General features: G+C 58.6%; 15 protein-coding genes and 6 pseudogenes. 10 read left to right on the forward strand and 11 right to left on the reverse strand.

Annotated elements, in window-relative coordinates:
• Positions 1-51 precede the first annotated feature (51 nt).
• Together AC07W5_RS23640 and AC07W5_RS23645 are read right to left on the reverse strand one after the other, a co-directional pair.
• Complete coding sequence (locus AC07W5_RS23640; RefSeq protein WP_495024439.1) at positions 52-1,752, reverse strand: acid phosphatase; 1,701 nt, start codon at positions 1,750-1,752, stop codon at positions 52-54.
• A 222-nt stretch (positions 1,753-1,974) separates the two neighbouring features.
• On the reverse strand, positions 1,975-3,393 hold the full coding sequence (locus AC07W5_RS23645) for a short-chain fatty acid transporter (protein WP_495011218.1): 1,419 nt from the start codon (positions 3,391-3,393) through the stop codon (positions 1,975-1,977).
• Between the two features lie 369 nt (positions 3,394-3,762).
• Here AC07W5_RS23645 and AC07W5_RS23650 point away from each other — a divergent pair, with 369 nt between their 5' ends.
• The 3 genes and pseudogenes from AC07W5_RS23650 to AC07W5_RS23660 all read left to right on the forward strand — a co-directional run.
• Positions 3,763-5,076, forward strand: coding sequence for an MFS transporter (locus tag AC07W5_RS23650; RefSeq protein ID WP_495024440.1), 1,314 nt, complete (start codon positions 3,763-3,765; stop codon positions 5,074-5,076).
• A gap of 256 nt (positions 5,077-5,332) precedes the next feature.
• Positions 5,333-5,971 (forward strand): annotated as a pseudogene (locus tag AC07W5_RS23655) (PAS domain-containing protein); the annotation flags it as partial.
• Between the two features lie 159 nt (positions 5,972-6,130).
• Positions 6,131-6,559, forward strand: a pseudogene (locus AC07W5_RS23660) (methyl-accepting chemotaxis protein); the annotation flags it as partial.
• A gap of 135 nt (positions 6,560-6,694) precedes the next feature.
• Here the strand turns inward: AC07W5_RS23660 and AC07W5_RS23665 are convergent.
• Positions 6,695-7,216, reverse strand: a complete 522-nt coding sequence (locus AC07W5_RS23665) for a GNAT family N-acetyltransferase (protein WP_495024441.1) — start codon at positions 7,214-7,216, stop codon at positions 6,695-6,697.
• A gap of 126 nt (positions 7,217-7,342) precedes the next feature.
• On the opposite strand from AC07W5_RS23665, the gene AC07W5_RS23670 reads away from it, so the two are divergent.
• The gene (locus AC07W5_RS23670) at positions 7,343-7,942 is read left to right on the forward strand and encodes a flavin reductase family protein (RefSeq protein WP_494991756.1); all 600 of its coding nucleotides are present in this window, start codon (positions 7,343-7,345) and stop codon (positions 7,940-7,942) included.
• Between the two features lie 249 nt (positions 7,943-8,191).
• On the opposite strand, the gene AC07W5_RS23675 is transcribed toward AC07W5_RS23670, so the two are convergent.
• Positions 8,192-9,076, reverse strand: a complete 885-nt coding sequence (locus tag AC07W5_RS23675; RefSeq protein ID WP_494991757.1) for a LysR family transcriptional regulator — start codon at positions 9,074-9,076, stop codon at positions 8,192-8,194.
• Positions 9,077-9,209: 133 nt separating this feature from the next.
• Here AC07W5_RS23675 and AC07W5_RS23680 point away from each other — a divergent pair, with 133 nt between their 5' ends.
• Positions 9,210-10,589, forward strand: coding sequence for an MFS transporter (locus tag AC07W5_RS23680; RefSeq protein ID WP_495011231.1), 1,380 nt, complete (start codon positions 9,210-9,212; stop codon positions 10,587-10,589).
• Positions 10,590-10,637: 48 nt separating this feature from the next.
• Here AC07W5_RS23680 and AC07W5_RS23685 read toward each other — a convergent pair whose 3' ends face one another.
• The 4 genes and pseudogenes from AC07W5_RS23685 to AC07W5_RS23700 form a co-directional block, all read right to left on the reverse strand.
• On the reverse strand, positions 10,638-11,006 hold the full coding sequence (locus AC07W5_RS23685; protein WP_495011215.1) for a cupin domain-containing protein: 369 nt from the start codon (positions 11,004-11,006) through the stop codon (positions 10,638-10,640).
• Positions 11,007-11,082: 76 nt separating this feature from the next.
• A complete protein-coding gene (locus AC07W5_RS23690) occupies positions 11,083-11,892 on the reverse strand; it encodes an AraC family transcriptional regulator (RefSeq protein WP_495024442.1) in 810 nt (269 codons plus the stop codon).
• 111 nt (positions 11,893-12,003) lie between these two features.
• Positions 12,004-12,348 (reverse strand): DUF190 domain-containing protein, encoded by a 345-nt coding sequence (locus AC07W5_RS23695; RefSeq protein ID WP_494991760.1) that lies wholly within the window; start codon positions 12,346-12,348, stop codon positions 12,004-12,006.
• A 12-nt stretch (positions 12,349-12,360) separates the two neighbouring features.
• A pseudogene (locus AC07W5_RS23700) lies at positions 12,361-12,539 on the reverse strand (CrcB family protein); the annotation flags it as partial.
• 359 nt (positions 12,540-12,898) lie between these two features.
• Between AC07W5_RS23700 and AC07W5_RS23705 the strand changes: the two are divergent.
• Both AC07W5_RS23705 and AC07W5_RS23710 read left to right on the forward strand, forming a co-directional pair.
• On the forward strand, positions 12,899-13,378 hold the full coding sequence (locus AC07W5_RS23705; protein ID WP_495011212.1) for a GNAT family N-acetyltransferase: 480 nt from the start codon (positions 12,899-12,901) through the stop codon (positions 13,376-13,378).
• A 60-nt stretch (positions 13,379-13,438) separates the two neighbouring features.
• Positions 13,439-13,686 (forward strand): annotated as a pseudogene (locus tag AC07W5_RS23710) (D-alanine--D-alanine ligase A); the annotation flags it as partial.
• Positions 13,687-13,919: 233 nt separating this feature from the next.
• Here AC07W5_RS23710 and AC07W5_RS23715 read toward each other — a convergent pair.
• The 3 genes and pseudogenes from AC07W5_RS23715 to AC07W5_RS23725 form a co-directional block, all read right to left on the reverse strand.
• Positions 13,920-14,372 carry a GNAT family N-acetyltransferase gene (locus tag AC07W5_RS23715; protein WP_494991762.1) on the reverse strand — a complete coding sequence of 151 codons (453 nt, stop codon included), beginning with the start codon at positions 14,370-14,372 and terminating at the stop codon, positions 13,920-13,922.
• 152 nt (positions 14,373-14,524) lie between these two features.
• Positions 14,525-16,369: a gamma-glutamyltransferase gene (gene ggt / locus AC07W5_RS23720; RefSeq protein ID WP_495024443.1), complete on the reverse strand. Its 1,845-nt coding sequence runs from the start codon at positions 16,367-16,369 to the stop codon at positions 14,525-14,527.
• A 156-nt stretch (positions 16,370-16,525) separates the two neighbouring features.
• Positions 16,526-16,693, reverse strand: a pseudogene (locus AC07W5_RS23725) (helix-turn-helix domain-containing protein); the annotation flags it as partial.
• Positions 16,694-17,026: 333 nt separating this feature from the next.
• On the opposite strand from AC07W5_RS23725, the gene AC07W5_RS23730 reads away from it, so the two are divergent.
• From AC07W5_RS23730 to AC07W5_RS23740, 3 genes and pseudogenes are all read left to right on the forward strand, one after another.
• Positions 17,027-17,338, forward strand: coding sequence for an isochorismate lyase (locus AC07W5_RS23730; RefSeq protein ID WP_495024444.1), 312 nt, complete (start codon positions 17,027-17,029; stop codon positions 17,336-17,338).
• Positions 17,338-17,490 carry a hypothetical protein gene (locus tag AC07W5_RS23735; RefSeq protein ID WP_494991767.1) on the forward strand — a complete coding sequence of 51 codons (153 nt, stop codon included), beginning with the start codon at positions 17,338-17,340 and terminating at the stop codon, positions 17,488-17,490. Before AC07W5_RS23730 ends, AC07W5_RS23735 begins: the two co-directional genes overlap by 1 nt.
• A pseudogene (locus tag AC07W5_RS23740) lies at positions 17,417-17,860 on the forward strand (FAD-dependent oxidoreductase); the annotation flags it as partial. The gene AC07W5_RS23735 and the pseudogene AC07W5_RS23740, both read left to right, overlap by 74 nt.
• Positions 17,861-17,890 lie beyond the last annotated feature (30 nt).

Raw genomic sequence — 17,890 nt, forward strand, 5'->3', positions numbered from 1 at the left:
CTGGCGACCGCTCACAAAACGGGTCTGGAGCGGTCAAATGCCAGGTTTCAATCAAACCGCAAAGTGCAACGCATTGCTCAAATCGCCCATTGGCTTCTGCCCGCGGGCTACCATCGCCTCATCTCGCTGCTTGAGCCCGTCGAGTTTCTCCAGCTGAAATACCCGAGTAATCAACCGCAGAATCGAAGCGGTGTCATAGACCGTATGATCCACCGTGCCTTTGCGGGCGAACGGCGAGACCACCAGCGCTGGCACCCGCGTTCCAGGGCCCCAACGATCACCTTGTGGAGGCGCAACGTGATCCCACCAACCGCCGTTTTCGTCGACTGTGACCACGACCACCATGTTTTTCCATTGCGGACTTTCGCGCAGCACCTTCAGGGCGCGGACAATGTGCCGGTCGCCGGATGCGACATCGGCGTAACCGGCGTGCATGTTCAGATTGCCCTGAGGTTTATAGAAACTCACGGCCGGCAGTTTTCCTGCCTCGGCATCGGCGAAGAATTTGTTGGTGCCTGATTCATCGCCCAGGCCAGCGTCCCGCAAGCGCTTGCTGCGCTCTCCGGGATTCTCCGGACCCTGTCGTTTGAAATAGTTGAACGGCTGATGGTGGTACTGAAAGTTCGGAATCTTCGGAATACCGCCCGAGTCTTTGTACGCATCCAGAGTCGCTTGCCAGGCACCGGCGTACCAGGCCCAGTCGATGTTGTTCTTTGAGAGTTTGTCGCCGATGTGCTCGTGAGTCTGCGGGACCAGGACATTGGGCAAGTCGGGTTTGGAGTATTCAGGGCGTTCGGGATCGCGGATCCATGTCGGCCAATACGGCGGAGCCAGGGTATTGACCGCGTAGCCGTCGGGCGTCAGAGCGCTGGGGCCGAACTGCGGCGGGCCGGTCATGGCGCTGGCCGGTGATTTCTCCAATGGCTTGAGGCGAGTGTCCAGCGGGTCATCGCTCTGCAAGGAGGCGATCTGCGCTTTGGCCACCGAGTTTGCGGCGTCCGGATAAAACGGCACGGTGGCGCTGATCAGATACTGATGGTTGAGAAATGAACCGCCGAAAGCGCCCTGGAAAAAGTTGTCGCAGAGCACAAACTCTTTGGCCACATCCCACAAACGCAATGAATACCGGCTTTGGGCGTAATGCCCCATGGTCAAGCCACCGGAGTCAGCCCAGGCGACGAAACGGTCGTTCTTGCCACCGTTGATCTGCATCTGATTTTGATAGAACACATGCCACAGGTCGCGGGTGACCAGTCCGAATGGCAAATCCTCACCGTTCGGGCCTTTGAGGGCGAACGGGGCATTGGGCAGGTGTTCCTGAAATTGGGTTTCGTTTGGGTAAGTCACACCATCGAGGGTTTGCGGGCCGATTTGCAGCACTCCGCCCCAGGCCGGTGGCAAGGTTTCCAGCAGACTGCCGTCACGGTCGTGTTGCTGATAATCGGCAGGTTTGAGTGATGACAGTGGCTTTTCCACACCGGGAAAGTCGCCGAACAAATTGTTGAAACTGCGGTTCTCGGCAAAGATCACTACCACGGTTTTCACCTGATCGTGCAGTGCCTTGTCCAACTCGGCAGGCGACAGCGGACGCTCGGCAGGTTTACCTCCCTCATCGCCATTGCTGCCGCAGGCGCTCAGCGTCGCGCCGACACCTAAAACCGCAACGCCGCCAAGGAAGCGACGGCGGCTGGTGTCGGTGGGGTTGTCCACTTCAAGAGATTGCGCGCCGTTGCCTTCTTTTTCGTCAGTCATTCGGTTTTGCTCGCTGGTTCGTTAAATAGTTACAAAGTTTTTCGGTCGAAAGGTAGCAATGAAACATGACCGAAAGGCTACACGGGGGCTCTAGGTCAGGGGGCAGTCTGGATGAAACAGCGGAACTTTTGGTTTCGCAGATGTTTCATTAGCTTTCAGGTTGATTGCAGATACGCCTTCGCGGGCAAGCCCGCGAAAGGTCGCGAAGCGGTCTCGATTGACCTACGGCATCATCGGCGGCACATGCGTCAGCGTCGTCCCAAGTGCCCACAGCAGAAACAGCACCAGAGGTGCGTGTACCAGCAACTGCACAAACGAAAAGCCGATCAAGTCTCGTGCCTTCATCCCGAGCACGCCCAGCAGTGGCAGCATGTAGAACGGGTTGATCAGGTTTGGCAACGCTTCGGCAGCGTTATAGATCTGCACGGCCCAGCCCAGGTGGTACTTCAGGTCGTTGGCGACTTGCATGACATAAGGCGCTTCGATGATCCATTTACCGCCGCCTGAGGGGATGAAGAAGCCCAGCACCGCCGAATACACGCCCATCAGCAGGGCGTAGGTATCGTGGGAGGCGATCTGTACGAAGAAGGTCGAGATATGGTGCGCCAGGGCTTGGCCGTCGGAGCCTTTGACCACGGTCATCAGCGCGGCGATGGAGCCGTAAAGCGGAAACTGGATCAGCACGCCGGTGGTGGTGGGTACTGCCCGGGCCACCGCATCGAGGAAGCTGCGCGGACGCCAGTGCAGGAGTGCGCCGAGCATCAGAAACAGGAAGTTGTAGGTGTTCAGACCGGAGATCGCACTGATTGCAGGTTTGGTCGAAAACTCATGGAACAGCCAGCCTAGCGCCAACAGCACCAGCAAAATCGTCAGCACCGGACTGTATTCCAGCCATTCGCCAGGGCGTGTGCGTGGTTGCGGTTCAGGGATGCTGAAACCCGGGTCGACACCGCAAGCCTTGGCATCCCGGGCGGTAGCCGGGCCGGGCGCGGTGGCGTAGGCGATGGTCAGCGAGACCACGATCAACGCCAGCAGCAACACGCCGGACTGCCAGAGAAAAATGGTTTGGGTGAACGGAATCACACCTGTGATCGACAGAATCGACGGCGGCAGGCTGGCGGGGTTGGCTTGCAACTGCGCGGCGGATGAAGAAAGCCCCAGTGCCCAGACTGCGCCCAGCCCCAGATAGGCTGCGGCACCCGCGGCGCGGTAGTCCATGTGTAAATCGGTGCGACGGGCCAGTGCGCGAACCAGCAATCCGCCAAACACCAGCGACAGGCCCCAATTCAACAGCGATGCGACCATGGAAATCAGCGCCACCCAGGCCACGGCGGAACGGCCGTTCTTCGGGATGTTCGCCAGACGATCGATCAGCTTCACCGCTGGCGGCGAACTGGCAACCACGTAGCCGCCGATGACCACAAAGGCCATTTGCATAGTGAACGGAATCAGGCTCCAGAATCCGTCGCCGAAGGCCATGGCGGCCTCGGTCGGTTTGGCGCCGATGGTCATGGTCGCCACAGAGACAATGATGACTGCCAGCGCAGCAAACACCCATGAGTCAGGAAACCAGCGCTCGGCAAAGCTTGAGCAATGCAGGGCAAAGCGGGCATAGCGGCTATCTTCGATATCAGCGGCCATGAAAATACCTCAAGGATTTTTATGTTTATTGTGGTGTCCGCAGAGCAGCAGTGGCTCTTTTGGTCGTGAGCGAACAGTAGATCAATCCAACTTTTGTTGCCGAAGCTATTTGGGTTTTTTGCAACGACCTTTGTCTGATTGACGTGCTTTATGTGGGGGGATCCCGGCTTTGACATTCATGCGAGCCTGCCTATGGCGACTTTCCTGATTGTGCTGCGGGTTGGAAAGCGCCCGATTATTGGTTTCGCCCGGTTGAATTCAATGTACAGAAAATCGCTAAAAACCAACCCAGTGACCTGGTCGGGTTGTTCCTGAGGGCTTTTGCGTAGACCATTGGCGCCGTGGTTTTGCCTATTCAGGGTTTGTTTTATGACTGCCATTACCGATTTACGACCGGCGCCGTTCTCCCGGTCTGACTACAAAACCCTAGGGCTGGCGGCCCTCGGTGGCGCGCTGGAAATTTACGATTTCATCATTTTCGTATTTTTCGCGCTGACCCTCAGCCAGCTGTTTTTCCCACCGCAAATGCCAGAATGGCTGCGCTTGCTGCAAAGCTTCGGGATCTTCGTCACCGGATATCTGGCGAGGCCACTGGGTGGGATTCTGATGGCGCATTTCGCCGATCAGTTGGGGCGCAAGCGGGTTTTCAGCCTGAGCATTTTACTGATGGCACTGCCGTGTCTGCTGATCGGGATCATGCCGACCTACGCCCAGATAGGCTATTTCGCACCGTTGCTGTTGCTGGCGCTGAGGGTGCTGCAAGGCGCGGCGGTGGGCGGTGAGGTGCCGAGCGCCTGGGTTTTCGTCGCCGAGCATGCACCGGTCGGCCATCGCGGCTATGCCTTGGGTTTTCTGCAGGCCGGGCTGACTTTCGGTTATCTCATCGGAGCGCTGACCGCGACGTTTCTGACGCAGGTCTACTCCCCGACAGAAATCCTCGATTACGCCTGGCGCTATCCATTTCTACTGGGCGGGGTGTTTGGCGTGGTGGGCGTTTGGTTGCGTCGCTGGTTGAGCGAGACACCCGTGTTCATGGCTATGCAGGCCCGCCGCGAAGCCGACGCCGAACTGCCGCTGCGTACCGTGCTGCGTAACCATCGTCAGGCCATGCTGCCGGCGATGATCCTGACCTGCGTCTTGACCTCGGCGGTGGTGGTGTTTGTGGTGATTACCCCGACCATGATGCAAAAAACCTTCGGCATGACTGCCAGCCATACCTTTGCCCTGAGCAGCCTGGGTATCGTTTTCCTGAACATCGGCTGTGTACTGGCCGGGCTGATCGTCGACCGCATCGGTGCCTGGCGCACGGTGATGCTCTACAGCCTGCTGCTGCCGCTGGGCATTGGCGTGCTTTATACCTGTCTGATCGCCGGTGGCAGCTGGATCGGCGTCGCCTACGCTATCGCCGGCCTGAGTTGCGGGGTGGTCGGCGCGGTGCCGTCGGTGATGGTCAGCCTGTTTCCGGCGCGGATCCGCGTCTCCGGGATCTCCTTCACCTACAACATCGCCTATGCGCTGTGGGCAAGTATCACTCCGCTGTTGTTGATCGGTTTGATGCCCTGGAGCCCATGGGTGTGCGTGATTTATTGCGCAGTGATGGGCGCGCTCGGAATGGCTAGCACGGCGTATTTCGGTTCGCGTGTGCAGCGGGTTAATTGTGGTGCGGTGGTTTCTGGCATTTAGAAACGTCATTCACGGGCAAGCCCGCTTCCACACGGACTTCGCAGCCGACGCGGCAAAATGCCACTATTTTTGCAGGGCAACCTCGAGCCGCTCTTCAGAAAAGTTTTGCGTGGCCGATGGCTTGGCTGAATGCCGCTCTTAACCCTGCCCATCGGTACATTTTCCCATGTTTAACAAACGCTTGAAGCAGGAGCTGTCGGCTCTTCGCGAAGAACTCTCCAGCCTTGTACAAGTGAAAGAAAGCCTGGAGAGCGAGATGCTCGTCATCAACCTTGACCCCGATGGACGGGTTCAATCAGCCAATCAGAACTTCATTGCCGAGATGCTCTATAAGAGCAGTGATTTGCTCGGGCGGCACATCGAAGACATCGTCCCGGCCCATGTGAAAACGGATGAATTTCACCATCGTTTCAAGGCCGCGCTGACCCGCGGTGAGCACTTTGCCGGGGCGGTTCGCTTGCTCAGAGGCAACGGCGAGGAAGCCTGGCTGCGCTCGATCGTGCAGCCTGTCAGAGGCTCGGACGGGCGGATAAAGAATTTTTCGATTTACGCCAGCGACCTGACCCGCACCATTGAAGCTTCCCGTGAGCACGAAAACCTGATCGGTGCGTTGGTGCGTTCAACGGCGGTGATTGAGTTCGATATGAGCGGTAACGTGCTGACGGCCAACGACCGCTTTCTCAACGGCATGGGTTACAGCCTGGCGCAGATCCAAGGTAAACATCACCGTACGTTCTGCGCGCCGGAGGAATACAACAGCGAGGCATATCAGGGGTTCTGGAAACGCTTGAATGCTGGCGAGTTTGTTGCCGACCGCTTCAAACGCATAGACAGCCATGGTCGAGTGGTCTGGCTGGAGGCCTCCTATAACCCGGTGACCGATGCTAATGACAAACTCTACAAAGTCGTCAAATTTGCCACGGTGATCACTGATCAGGTGAATCGGGAACAAGCCGTCGCCGAAGCCGCGAATATCGCCTACAGCACTTCGTTGCAGACCGACAGCTGCGCCCAGCGCGGCACCACGGTGGTCACTCAGGCAGTGAATGTGATGCGCGATCTGGCCAGGCATATGCAACAGGCCGGCGAAGGTATCGAAGCGCTGAATGAGCAATCACTGGTGATTGGCACCATCGTCAAAACCATCAGCGGCATCGCCGAGCAGACCAACTTGCTGGCGCTCAACGCCGCGATCGAGGCGGCCCGTGCCGGCGAGCAAGGTCGAGGTTTCGCGGTGGTCGCGGACGAGGTTCGACAGCTGGCCTCGCGTACCAGCAAAGCCACCGACGAAATCGTCGGGGTGGTGCGCCAGAACCAGGACATGGCTCGTGACGCCGTGGCCTTGATGAGCGATGGCAAACTCCAGGCCGAACAAGGCCTGGCGCTGGCCGCCGAAGCGGGCACGGTGATTGTCGAGATTCAGGACGGTGCGCAGAAAGTGGTCAGTGCGGTGGGGCAGTTTGCGAATCAACTGTCGGCGTAAATGCTTTACGCGGAACTGTGAAGAGTGGGCTATCCCTGTAGCAGCAGGCTCCGCCAGCTGCTACGGACCGCGTAACGGCCGGGTATCTCATGCAACGTGTCAGACGAGACCCGGCTTTTTGCTTTCCGGGAAGCGTTAGTCTTTCCGGTGAATTTCATAGTGCAGCAGGTCAAACCATTCGCCGTGCAGCAGAAAACTCTTGCGCGAGTGGCCAAACTGCTTGAAGCCACTGACCTCAAGGACTCGGATCGATCCAGCGTTTTGCGGTCGGGCCGTTGCCTCGACCCGCATCAGCGACAGCTCATCAAAGGCGATTTCCAATCCCAGACGAACCGCTTCTTTAGCGAGACCGCGTCCGGTGTATCTGGAGCCAATCCGGTATCCCAGCGCCGCTGACTGAAAATGCGGCCGCTTGATTTGGGTCAGATTGAGTCGTCCCACGAGAATGTCATTCTCGCGAACAAGAAATTGGTACGCGAGGTCTTGAGCGGCGTCCTGAGCTGCTGTTTCGATTGCTCTCGCCACGCCTTCCCGAGAGTAATAGTCCGCAGGTCGGGCATTGATCCAGCTCTCGAAAAACGCCCGGTTGCCGAGTTCGAACCCGAGCAATTCATCTGCGTCGTTTTCGTGGGGGGCTGCGATATTCAGTATTGGCATGACGTCAGCGCCTCAATCCATTGTGCGAGGGGGCTTTCATCTCACGATCGGCAATCGGATTCAAGCCCGTAATCCACGCCTGCCGTATACCGTTACAATCGGCTCTTTTCTCAGGAGCAGACAGCCATGAGCGTTTCCCACCGTCGTCCGGTTCCCTTGTCCAAAGCCTACCGTCTGCTCAACCACGGACCGACCGTACTGGTCAGCGCTGCCCACGCCGGGCAGCGCAATATCATGGCCGCCGCTTGGGCCATGCCGCTGGATTTCGAACCGCCGAAAGTTGCCGTGGTCCTCGATAAATCCACCTGGACCCGACAACTGCTCGAAGCCTCGGGCACCTTCGTACTCAACGTTCCTTGCGCCGCTCAGGCCGATATCGTGCAGACCGTAGGTTCGACCTCCGGGCTCGAACTGTCTCAGGGCGAAGGTCGCGATAAATTCCAGACCTATGGCCTGCAAACTTTTGCCAGCGATATCGTCGAAGCGCCGATGCTGGAAGGTTGCGTCGCCTGGCTGGAATGCCGGCTGTTGCCGGAGCCCCACAACCATCAACAGTACGATCTGTTCCTGGCCGAGGTGATATCCGCCCAGGCAGACGAGCGAGTCTTCAGCGACGGCCGCTGGCACTTCGAAGGGCAGGATGCGCTACGCACCTTGCACCATGTCGCAGGCGGGCATTTTCTGAAGATTGGCGACCCTGTGGATGGGAAGACGTTGCAGGATTGAACACAGTGGTTCTGATCCAGGCGGGGTCGACTCCGAACTACTTCATGGCTTCAGCATCACCGTGCATATCAAGCAGCATCGGCGCGTCGCTCATGACGATTTCACGCATAAACAGGCGATCAGTTTCGAGCCTGGGGAAGTCGTTCAATGAATGTCCTTATTCGTTGGTCGGGAGGTCCTGGGGCATTTGAAAAGACCACGGCATTTCATCTTGACACAAGCTCAAGGCGAGATCATTTCAGGCTTGGCTCACCAACGGGCTTGCCCCAATGCATCGGCAAATGCCATCAGCTTCGGCGAGTATTGCCGTGACGGCGGGTAGACCAGAGAAAGTGCACGGCTGCGGCCGGCATAGTCCTCCAGCAGCGGTACCAGGCGGCCATCACCTATCGCGTCCTTGACGGCGAACGTCATCAGTTGGGCAATACCGTAGCCGCCGAGCACAGCATCCACCAAGGCGTCGCCGATATCGAAGATCAGCCGGCTACTGACGCTTATGTCGCGCACTTTGCGGTCCAGCATGAACTGCCAGTCCACCAAACGGCCACTGCGCAGATTGCGCACGCTCAGGCAGTTGTGCTGTTGTAGATCGTCGACCGTTTGTGGCGTGCCATGGCGTGCGAGGTAATCCGGTGATGCCACTGTGACCCAGCGTAACGGTTGCATTGGGCGGGCGATCAAGCGCTGGTCCTGGATTTCTCCGGTGCGCAGTACCGCATCGAAGCCCTCATCGACGATGTCCACCAAGCGGTCGGACATCACCGCCTCGATGCACAGGTCGGGGTAACGCTGAGTCAATTCGCCGATGACCGGCATCACCACTTTGCGCCCGAACAACGAGGGAGTGCTGATCTTCAGCAACCCGGACGGCGAGCAACGACGGTCCAGCAGCAGCTTCTCGGCTTCAGCAAGTTCGGCGAGCAGTGGTGCGCTGCGTTCATAGAGCACCTGGCCGTCTGGCGTGAGGCTGACGCTGCGGGTATTGCGTTGCAGCAAGCGCACACCCAGCTCGCTTTCCAGCCGCGAGATGGCTCGGGACAGACCTGATTGCGTGAGCCCCAGATCACCGGCGGCGCGGGTAAAACTGCGAGTCTCTGCGACCCGGACCAGCAAGCGGACGGCGTTTAGATCCATGATTAAAGTCATCACTGAAAGAGCTGGATTGGTATTTATCATTTAATCGGCATCAAAGACACTGGCGCCTCTTCATTTCTGGAAAGGACGCGCAAAGATGCCCTCCAACCGTTTACCCAAGCCCTCAGGCTGGATGCTTTTGCTGCTGGCCGCTGCGCAGCTGATCATCGCCCTGGACGCGACCATAGTGTTTGTTGCGTTGCCTGAGATCGGCAGCCATCTGGGTTTTTCCGCGCAGCAATTGCAGTGGGTGGTCAGCGCTTACAGCGTGGCCTTCGGTGGTTTCCTGCTGTTGGGCGGGCGCGCGGCTGATCTGTTGGGCAAGCGCCGCTTCTACGTGGTGGGACAAGTGCTGTATGCGTTGGCGTCGCTGGCCGGCGGGTTGGGTGGCAGCGCATTGCTGTTGGTATTGGCACGAGCGGTACAGGGCGTGGGCGGGGCGATGTTGTTCCCGGCGACGTTGGCGTTGATCAACACCCACTATGCAGAAGGGCCGGCGCGTAACCGTGCCTTCGCGATATGGAGCGGCGCTTCGGCGGCAGGTCTGGCCCTGGGCGCGTTGTTGGGTGGTGTGTTGACTCAGTGGTGGGGCTGGGAAGCGGTGTTTCTGGTCAATGTCCCGTTGGCTGGAGCCTGTGCCTTGGCGGCACGGCGCTGGATACCGGCCGATGGAGAACGGCAACGCGGGCGCCACTTCGACCTAAGTGGTGCATTGACCGTTACTGTCGGCGGTACGCTGTTGGTGTTCGCCATCGTTCAGGGCCCGGAGTGGGGCTGGACGGCCCCCGCTACCCTCGGTTGTATGGCGTTGGCGGTCGCGTTGCTGGGGCTGTTCGTCTGGATCGAGCACAAAGGCCACGACCCATTGATGCCGCTGCGCCTGTTCAGCTATAGCGAGTTGCGCATGGCGATGCTGCTCACGGCCATATTCATGAGCAGCTTCGGCGTGCAGTACTACTTTTTGACGCTGTACTACCAACAGGTTTACGGCTACAGCGTGTTGCAGTCCGGGTTGGCGTTCCTGCTGCCGACCCTGCTCTGCACCCTGGGCATATGGTTGGCCGAACGTTCGCTGTTGAAACTGGGGCTGCGCACTACTCTGGTCAGCGGCTTGCTGGCTGGCGCTGTCGGAATTGCGCAGGTGTATTTCGCGCTGCCTGACGGCGCGGGCTATTGGCGGTTACTGCCCGGGATCATCATCCTCAGCATTGGCCAGGGCATGACCTGGACCGCCATGTGGGTGTCTGCGGGGCAAGGTATCGCGCCGGGTGAACAAGGTGTTGCGGCAGGTATGGCCTCTACCAGTCAGCAGATCGGTGGCGCTCTGGGATTGGCGCTGTTGGTTTCTTTGGCCAACACCGGATTGAGCGGCGAGGGCAATGCAACGCTGGCGAGAGGGATCGAGCTGGCGATAGGTGCCAGTGCGGTGATTGCCTTGGTGGGCGCGGCGTTAGCGTCGCGACTGCGCAGCCGATTGCAGGCTGGATTGGTGACGATAGGGGAACACTGCTGATGGTTGGAGAGGGGCTGATTAAAACAGCCCCGGTCACATCCAGTGGTTTCAGATCCACACATCACTCACTGCTGTCCGTTCGCCACCTTCGTGCCCGGTGTTCAGCACTCCCTTGGGCTCGATCAGCAGCAGCTTGACCTCATACTCGGCAAAGGGTTTGTGCTCGACGCCTTTGGGCACGACAAACATCTCACCCTGGGAGACAGACACCTGGCCGTCGCGAAAGTCGATGCGCAGTTGACCTTCGAGCACGATGAAGGTCTCGTCAGTATCGGCGTGGTCATGCCAGATGAAGTCCCCTTGCAGCTTCACCACCTTGAATTGGTAGTCGTTCATTTCGGCGATGACCTTGGGCGTCCATTGCTCGCTGAACAGGTTGAGTTTTTGCGCAAAGTTCAGACTTCGATAATGGTTCATGAGGTTTGTCCGCTGACTGATCGTGAACCCACGATAGCCAAGGCGGCAGCGTGTTTCTTGTACGATTGTGCAGCCATCAGCGTCCGTGCATTTTCAACCAGCGCGCTGGCGACAGGCCGTAGGTTTTGCTGAACTGTCGGGTCATGTGGCTTTGATCGGTGAAACCGGCGATCAGTGCCGCGCTGACCATTGGCTGGCCCTGCATCAGCAATGAGCGGACCAGATCCAGGCGGCGCATGGTCAGGTAGCGGTAAGGGCTGGTGCCGAACAGCAGGCGAAAATCCCGCGACAGGCCCCAGCGATCCCGGCCGCTGTGCTCGGCCAGTTCCTCCAGTGTCACGGTGCGATCCAGTGCGCTGTGCATGAATTCCCGAGCCCGTTCTGCCGCCAGGTAGTCGAAGCTCTGACGGGGCGCTGTCACGCCTGACACGGCACTCAAGGCATTCGCCAGGTCGAACAGCGCGTCCTGTTCTTCCAGTGGATCAAGGGGGCAGTCCAGGCTCTGCAGCAACACATTGGTTGCCGCGTACAGCCGTGGGTCGTCAGACAGGCCAGTCTTGATAAAGGGCAAAGGCTTGCCACCGAGCACCTGCTGGATCAGCGCCGGCTCGATGTACATCATCCGGTACTTGAAACCATCCTCGGTGCCCGCCTCGCCGTCGTGGACTTCATCCGGGTGCAGCACCATGGTCCCGCCCGGCAGACTATGACGCCACGCGCCGCGATACTGAAAGCTTTGCACGCCAGCAAGCGTGCGGCCTATCGCATAGGTGTCATGACGGTGCAGGTCATACCCGTAACCCGAGAAGTACGCTTCGATGCGCTCCAGGCCACTGGTGCGGGGCGCGCGGTGGAGCCAATCGGTGTGGCTGTTGTGTTTGCCCATGGGTGGCGGTCCTTGCTCTGTGTGCGCAACGAAAATACGGTAACGCACTGCGAACCGGCTGTCTTCATCGGGCGCGAAGGCGTTTTTCGAGGCGCCTTTCGCTCATTGCGGTCATTCGGAAGGGTGAGGGGACTTTTCGGCTTTTTTACCGACCGTTCCAAACTCAATCGGGGTCTTGGTGTAGAACAAGGAAAAGTCCTCGGTCTCCAGACGCTCAAACAAGCGCACGCACTCATCTTCGGTAATCGCCAGCCGAATCTCGGTGGGCTGGTCGGCCAGCTCAAAAAAGTGCGCGGAATGCAGGCGGCCCGTATGCCCAAAACCCTCGATGGCGGTTGCCAGTGTGGCTCCGCGCAGCCCCATTTCTTTCGCTAAATCGACGATCCAGTCACCCAGCATTTTGCCGTGGTAGCGACGACTCTGCTGAGTAAAGAAAATCACCAGGAAACCGCTCATGATCAATCTCCCTTAGCGTGCGCTTAACAGTTGGAACGAAAGAAGGCCCCCAGCGATCATCGCCAGCGAGCCCGCGACGTGGAGCAACATGGCGCCCGTTGCCTGCTGAGTCTCCCTTCCTGGATCAAGCCTGGGGTTTGTGCCGAGAACGTAGTCAGGCCCCCGCAGAAGCCGGAGATGACCCGTAATTTCAGCATAGCTGCCAACTTCCTCGTTAGAGGCCGGAGCCGACAATCGCGGGGAAGAGGTTGTTTTAAGGTGCAGAGCCTTCTAAAACGGCTGTTGGTCCATACGTCTGAATTCGAGTAGAAATACCCAAACGAGCGCGGTTACCCATGGCGCCATGACTTCACCACAACAACACAAGGATGGTTTGTTCGATGAAGCTACTACATCTGAGGCACGCCGGTCCGTTGTCGTTGCGGGTATTGAAGCGTGGCCAGGCTCTTTGTCAGCAGTCGGGTTGAGTGCGTTTGCAGCTCAATCGCTGAAGAGCAGGATCGCAGCGAATAACCGCGACGACACACGCAAAATGTCAGGAGACTAAAAAATGAAATTTGGCTACCGACCGGTAGAGGAACAGGACGTCCCACGGATTTGCAGCTTTGCCCGGAACGAGGAGGAGTTGTTTTTCTTCTTTCCCGCGGCCACCTGGCCGTTGACCCATGAGCAACTGCGCAACTCGATTGCCCAGCGATCAGATTCGACGGTGATTGAGCAGGACGGGCAAGTGGTCGGTTTCGCCAACTTCTACCGTTGGGAAACCGGGGGAGCCTGCACCATCGGCAATGTCATCGTCGATCCCGAAATGCGTGCGGGCGGGATTGGCGGGCACCTCATCAAGCACATGATCGAGATTGCGCTGACCAAGCACCGCGCCAAGGAGGTGACGCTGTCTTGCTTCCACCAGAACCTTGCAGGACTGCTGTTCTATCCCAAACTCGGGTTTACGCCTTACGCCATCGAAGAGCGCAAAGACAAAAAAGGCGCGCGGGTGGCGCTGATTCATATGCGCTTGGCACAGGCCTGAGTCTTTTGCTGGATGCGATTGCCGGGTCAAGAAACCGTATTTTCAAAATGAGGCTGGATGATGAGCAAGTTGCGGGTCGGGTTATTTTTGGTGGCCGCTCGGCAGAACATGAGGTTTCGCTGCAGTCGGCGAAGAACATCGTCGACGCGCTGGACCGCTCGCGCTTCGAGCCGATGCTGATCGGCATCGACAAGCAAGGAAGCTGGCACCTGAATGACACCTCGAACTACCTGATCAACCAGGAAAACCCGGCGCTGATCGCCCTCAACCAGTCGAACCGCGAGCTCGCCGTGGTGCCAGGCAAGTCTAGTGGCCTGTGTGGTTAGTTCTGTTAGTCAACTTCGGCGCCACAAGCCCCTATCCTGCGTTGCTGTTCCTCGCCATAGCGGGCTATGACTCGTCACAGCGCCTTGGCCAGGGACTTCTGGCATCCGAATTTGAACTAACGAACTAACCGTACAGGCCACTGCCAGTAGCTGCTGGGGCATGTCGACGTGATCTTCCCCATCGTTCACGGCACCCTCGGTGAGGATGGATGCTTTCATGGTTTGGGCCACCGAACAGCTTCGCGAATGTAATTGATATCCCACTCGCTTTCGTCGACTCGCACAAATCCATGACGTTGATAAAAGCGATTCGAGTCACTGCCGCGCAATGCGCCCAGACGGATCGGGAGTCCTTCCTGGGCGGCATTGTCGAGAACGGAACACAAGGCTGCCGAGCCAAGGCCTTTGCCTTGATGTTCTGGCATGACGTACAGATGCTCCAGGAACAAGTGATCAGCTTTTCGCCTGATCTGAAGAAAGCCTGCCCGTTGACCATCACTGACGATGAAGCTGCACAATGCTGGTTCAAACGTGGCGAGAAATCTGACGCGCGCCCTTTGCGGATCAAAGCGACCAATGCGCTCAAGACTTTCTTGCATCGACGCAATCCGCATCAGGACAAGGACTTCGGCGTCGTCCTGCGTGGTGGCTTCGAATGCGATGTCCATGCTTACCTCCGTTCAATCCATGAGTACTGAAACGACTTTGCCTCATCGCGATGAGTGCTTCGTCGATAATCGGCAAATTCAGGCATTGAGCTGTAAGTACGCAGTTCGCTGATCTCTTCTGCTCTTTTTGGATGTCAGCAGCCTAACCTCGATCAATCCCCCAGCGCTTCACCCTCACGCCGCGGATCGGCGCCGCCAGCCCATGAAGCTTTGCCTTGAGCATCGCGGACACGGACGATGGCTTGGGTGCCGCTGGTCATGTCGATCTCGTTCACGGTATGCCCTTTGTCTTTGAGAGCTTGCACCAGTGCGGGTGTGAATTGCCCTTGCTCCAATTCGGTCGGGCCGTTGCGGCTGCCAAAGTTGGGCAGGCTGATGGCGGCTTGCGGGTCCATGTTCCAGTCGAGCATGGCCACCACTGACTTGGCCACGTATTCGATGATTTGCGAGCCGCCGGGAGAGCCGACTGTGGCTACCAGTTCACCGCTCTGGCGGTCGAAGATCAGTGTCGGAGCCATGGAGGAGCGCGGACGTTTACCGGGTTCGACGCGATTGGCGACGGGTTGGCTGTTTTCCTCAGGGACGAAGGAGAAGTCGGTCATCTGGTTATTGAGCATGAAGCCCTGAACCATGAGGTGAGAGCCAAAGGCCGCTTCCACCGTGGTGGTCATCGACACGGCACCGCCCTGGTCGTCTACCGCCACTACCTGCGAGGTGGATATCCGCATCGGCGAACGGTCTGGAGCGTACGCCACCTGGATGCCGGCCGGGTGGCCGGGCTTGGCCGTACCCATGCTGTGCTCACTGATCAAGGCTGCTCGACCTGCCAGATAGCTGGGGGCGACCAGGCCTGCGATCGGGACGGGGACGAAGTCTGAATCAGCCACATAGAGCCCGCGGTCGGCATAGGCCAGACGCTCGGCTTCGGCAATCAGGTGCACGGCTTCAAGTGCAGGTTCTGTTCCGGCCGGGGCGTTTGTTTTGACCGGCTTGAGCGGCGGCAGGGCAAAGCGGCTATCCCGTACTTCCAGCGCCTGCAAGGTGCCGAGGATTTGCGCGACGGCTATCCCGCCCGAGGACGGCGGCGGCATGCCGCAGACTTGCCAGCGTTTGTAGTCGGTGCACAGCGGCGTGCGCTCTTTGGCGGTATAGCCTTGCAGATCGGTCATCGACAGGCTGCCGGGGTTGGCGTTGCCCTGAACCTTGGTGACGATCTCGTGGGCGATCGAGCCTCGATAAAGGGCATCCGGACCTTCTTTGGCAATCCGTTTCAGAACGCCGGCCAGGTTTGGGTTTTTCAGCAAGGTACCGATGGCTTTCGGGCTGCCGTCGGCATTCAGGAAATACTCGGCCATGTCCGGCGAGCGCGGCAGGAATGGGTCCGACGCAATCATCGCGTGAAGCCGCTGCGAGATCGGGAAACCTTGCTCTGCCAGGCGAATGGCCGGTTCGAACAATTGCGCCCACGGCAGACGACCTTGTGTCTTATGGGCCAGTTCAAGCGCACGCAATGCACCTGGTGTGCCCACCGAACGACCGCCAATCTGTGCCTGACTGAACGGCATCGGCTTGCCGTCAGGTTGCAGGAAGAGCTTTTCGGTAGCACCTGCCGGCGCGGTTTCGCGTCCGTCATAGGCGCGCATTGTTTTGCCGTCCCAGAGCATGATCAGCGCGCCGCCGCCAATGCCTGAGGATTGTGGTTCCACCAACGTCAGTACCGCTTGCATCGCGATCGCGGCATCGATCGCCGAGCCCCCCTGACGCAACATCTCACGCCCGGCCTCGGCTGCCAGCGGGTTGGCTGCCGCCGCCATGTGGCGTGCGGCGTATTGGGTGCGCATGTCGGTGCGGTAACCCGAGGCGATTTCCGGGGCGACCGGTAGAGCGCTGACGGAGGGTGCAGACGGCGGGGTATTGCAGGCCGCGAGGGTTAAAGCGGCGGCTATCAGCGAAAGGGCAGATAGGCGGTAGTGGCTCAAGTTGAAGGCTGAGAACACGCGGGGCACTCCGTCCGTGGGTAGATGAGGTGTCGAGCGCAGCCGATAGATGCGCTCGCGTGCGGGGGAATGTATCGGCCGACAGCGGTAGACGCAACGCGTTGGACGATTTTGCTGGCTGCTCAGGCGAGCGTCTTCGATGCTGCTCCTATCGTTTCAGAGCAGGGTTTTGGAAAAGTATCGACTGGGTGTCTCACCCAGCACCCTGCGAAATACGTTAGTGAACGCGCTGGGACTGCTGTAGCCCAGATCCATCGCCACTCGAGTAACAGGTTCTCCGTTACCCAAGCGAACCACGGCCGCCAGTAAGCAGGCCTGTTCCCGTCGATCCCGCTGTTGCTGCTCACCTGGTTAGCTCACGGGGCAGCGCCGTTCATGACCCTGGTAACGCACCTTGATCGAGTGGCAGTGTTCTCGCTCCTGTTTCTCGGACACAGGGTTGACGGCCGTGAAGGCTTTTCCATCGCGCTTATCCTGTCAGCACTCGCTGTTGGCTTGATAAAAGGCCGGCCCCTGTTCGTGCGCGATGCCCGGTCGGGCGAATAGTGAGAGCCTACGCGGTGTTGTTCATCGGCAATGACGGAGCCTGATTTTGCGTGTTTAATCGGGCAAGCAGCATCAGCCCACGCTTTTTCTCGATAAGTCGGAGTTAGCTACATGGAAGTGATTAATCAAATGCGCCCTGACGAGTGTCAAGGCATGGAAGACATCCGGCGCGAGATCGATCTCCTCGATCGGGCAGTCATCAAGATGCTGGGAGCGCGCTTCAAATACGTTCAGGCCGCGTCGAAATTCAAAACCTCTGAAACCTCTGTGCGGGCCCCGGAGCGTTTCCGCGCGATGCTGGCCAAGCGTCGTGAATGGGCGGAAACCGAAGGTCTGAGCCCCGAAGCGATCGAAAAGCTCTACACCGACCTGGTCAATCATTTCATCGAAGAAGAGATGAAACACTGGAAGGCCCAACGCTGATGGAAAACCAATACGACGTCGTCATCGGCTTGGGCGCCATGGGAGCGGCGACGCTCTATCAACTGGCAAAACTGGGCATCCCCGTGCTTCATCCTGACCCACGGCCCGAACGAGAGCGACGCCTGCTACGGTTTCCCACCCATACCGGGTGAGGGCAGCATGAAAGTCGCCACCGAGCAGTTCGACGTCAGCACCTCTGCGCAATCGATCGACCGAACCACTAGCCTGACGCAGGCAGAGACTTTTTATCGTGCGCACATGAAGGGCCGGTTCGCTGGCGTATCAGCGGATTTACTCAAATCCAGCGTTTGCGCTTACACGGTGACCCCGGATTTCGGCTTTATCATCGACGAGCATCCTGAGCTTCGGAATGTAACGGTAGTCAGCGCCTGCTCCGGACATGGCTTCAAGCACTCGGCAGGAGTTGATGAGGCATTGGCGCAGCGATTCGCTTATGGGCAAAGCGACGTAGATCTTCTGGCGTTTTCAGTCGGGCGGTTTGCGCGACTGTTGGAAAACTGATTCCGAGATCATTTGAAGGTTAAACGCCCA

This window comes from Pseudomonas sp. GW821-FHT01E05, assembly GCF_059422425.1.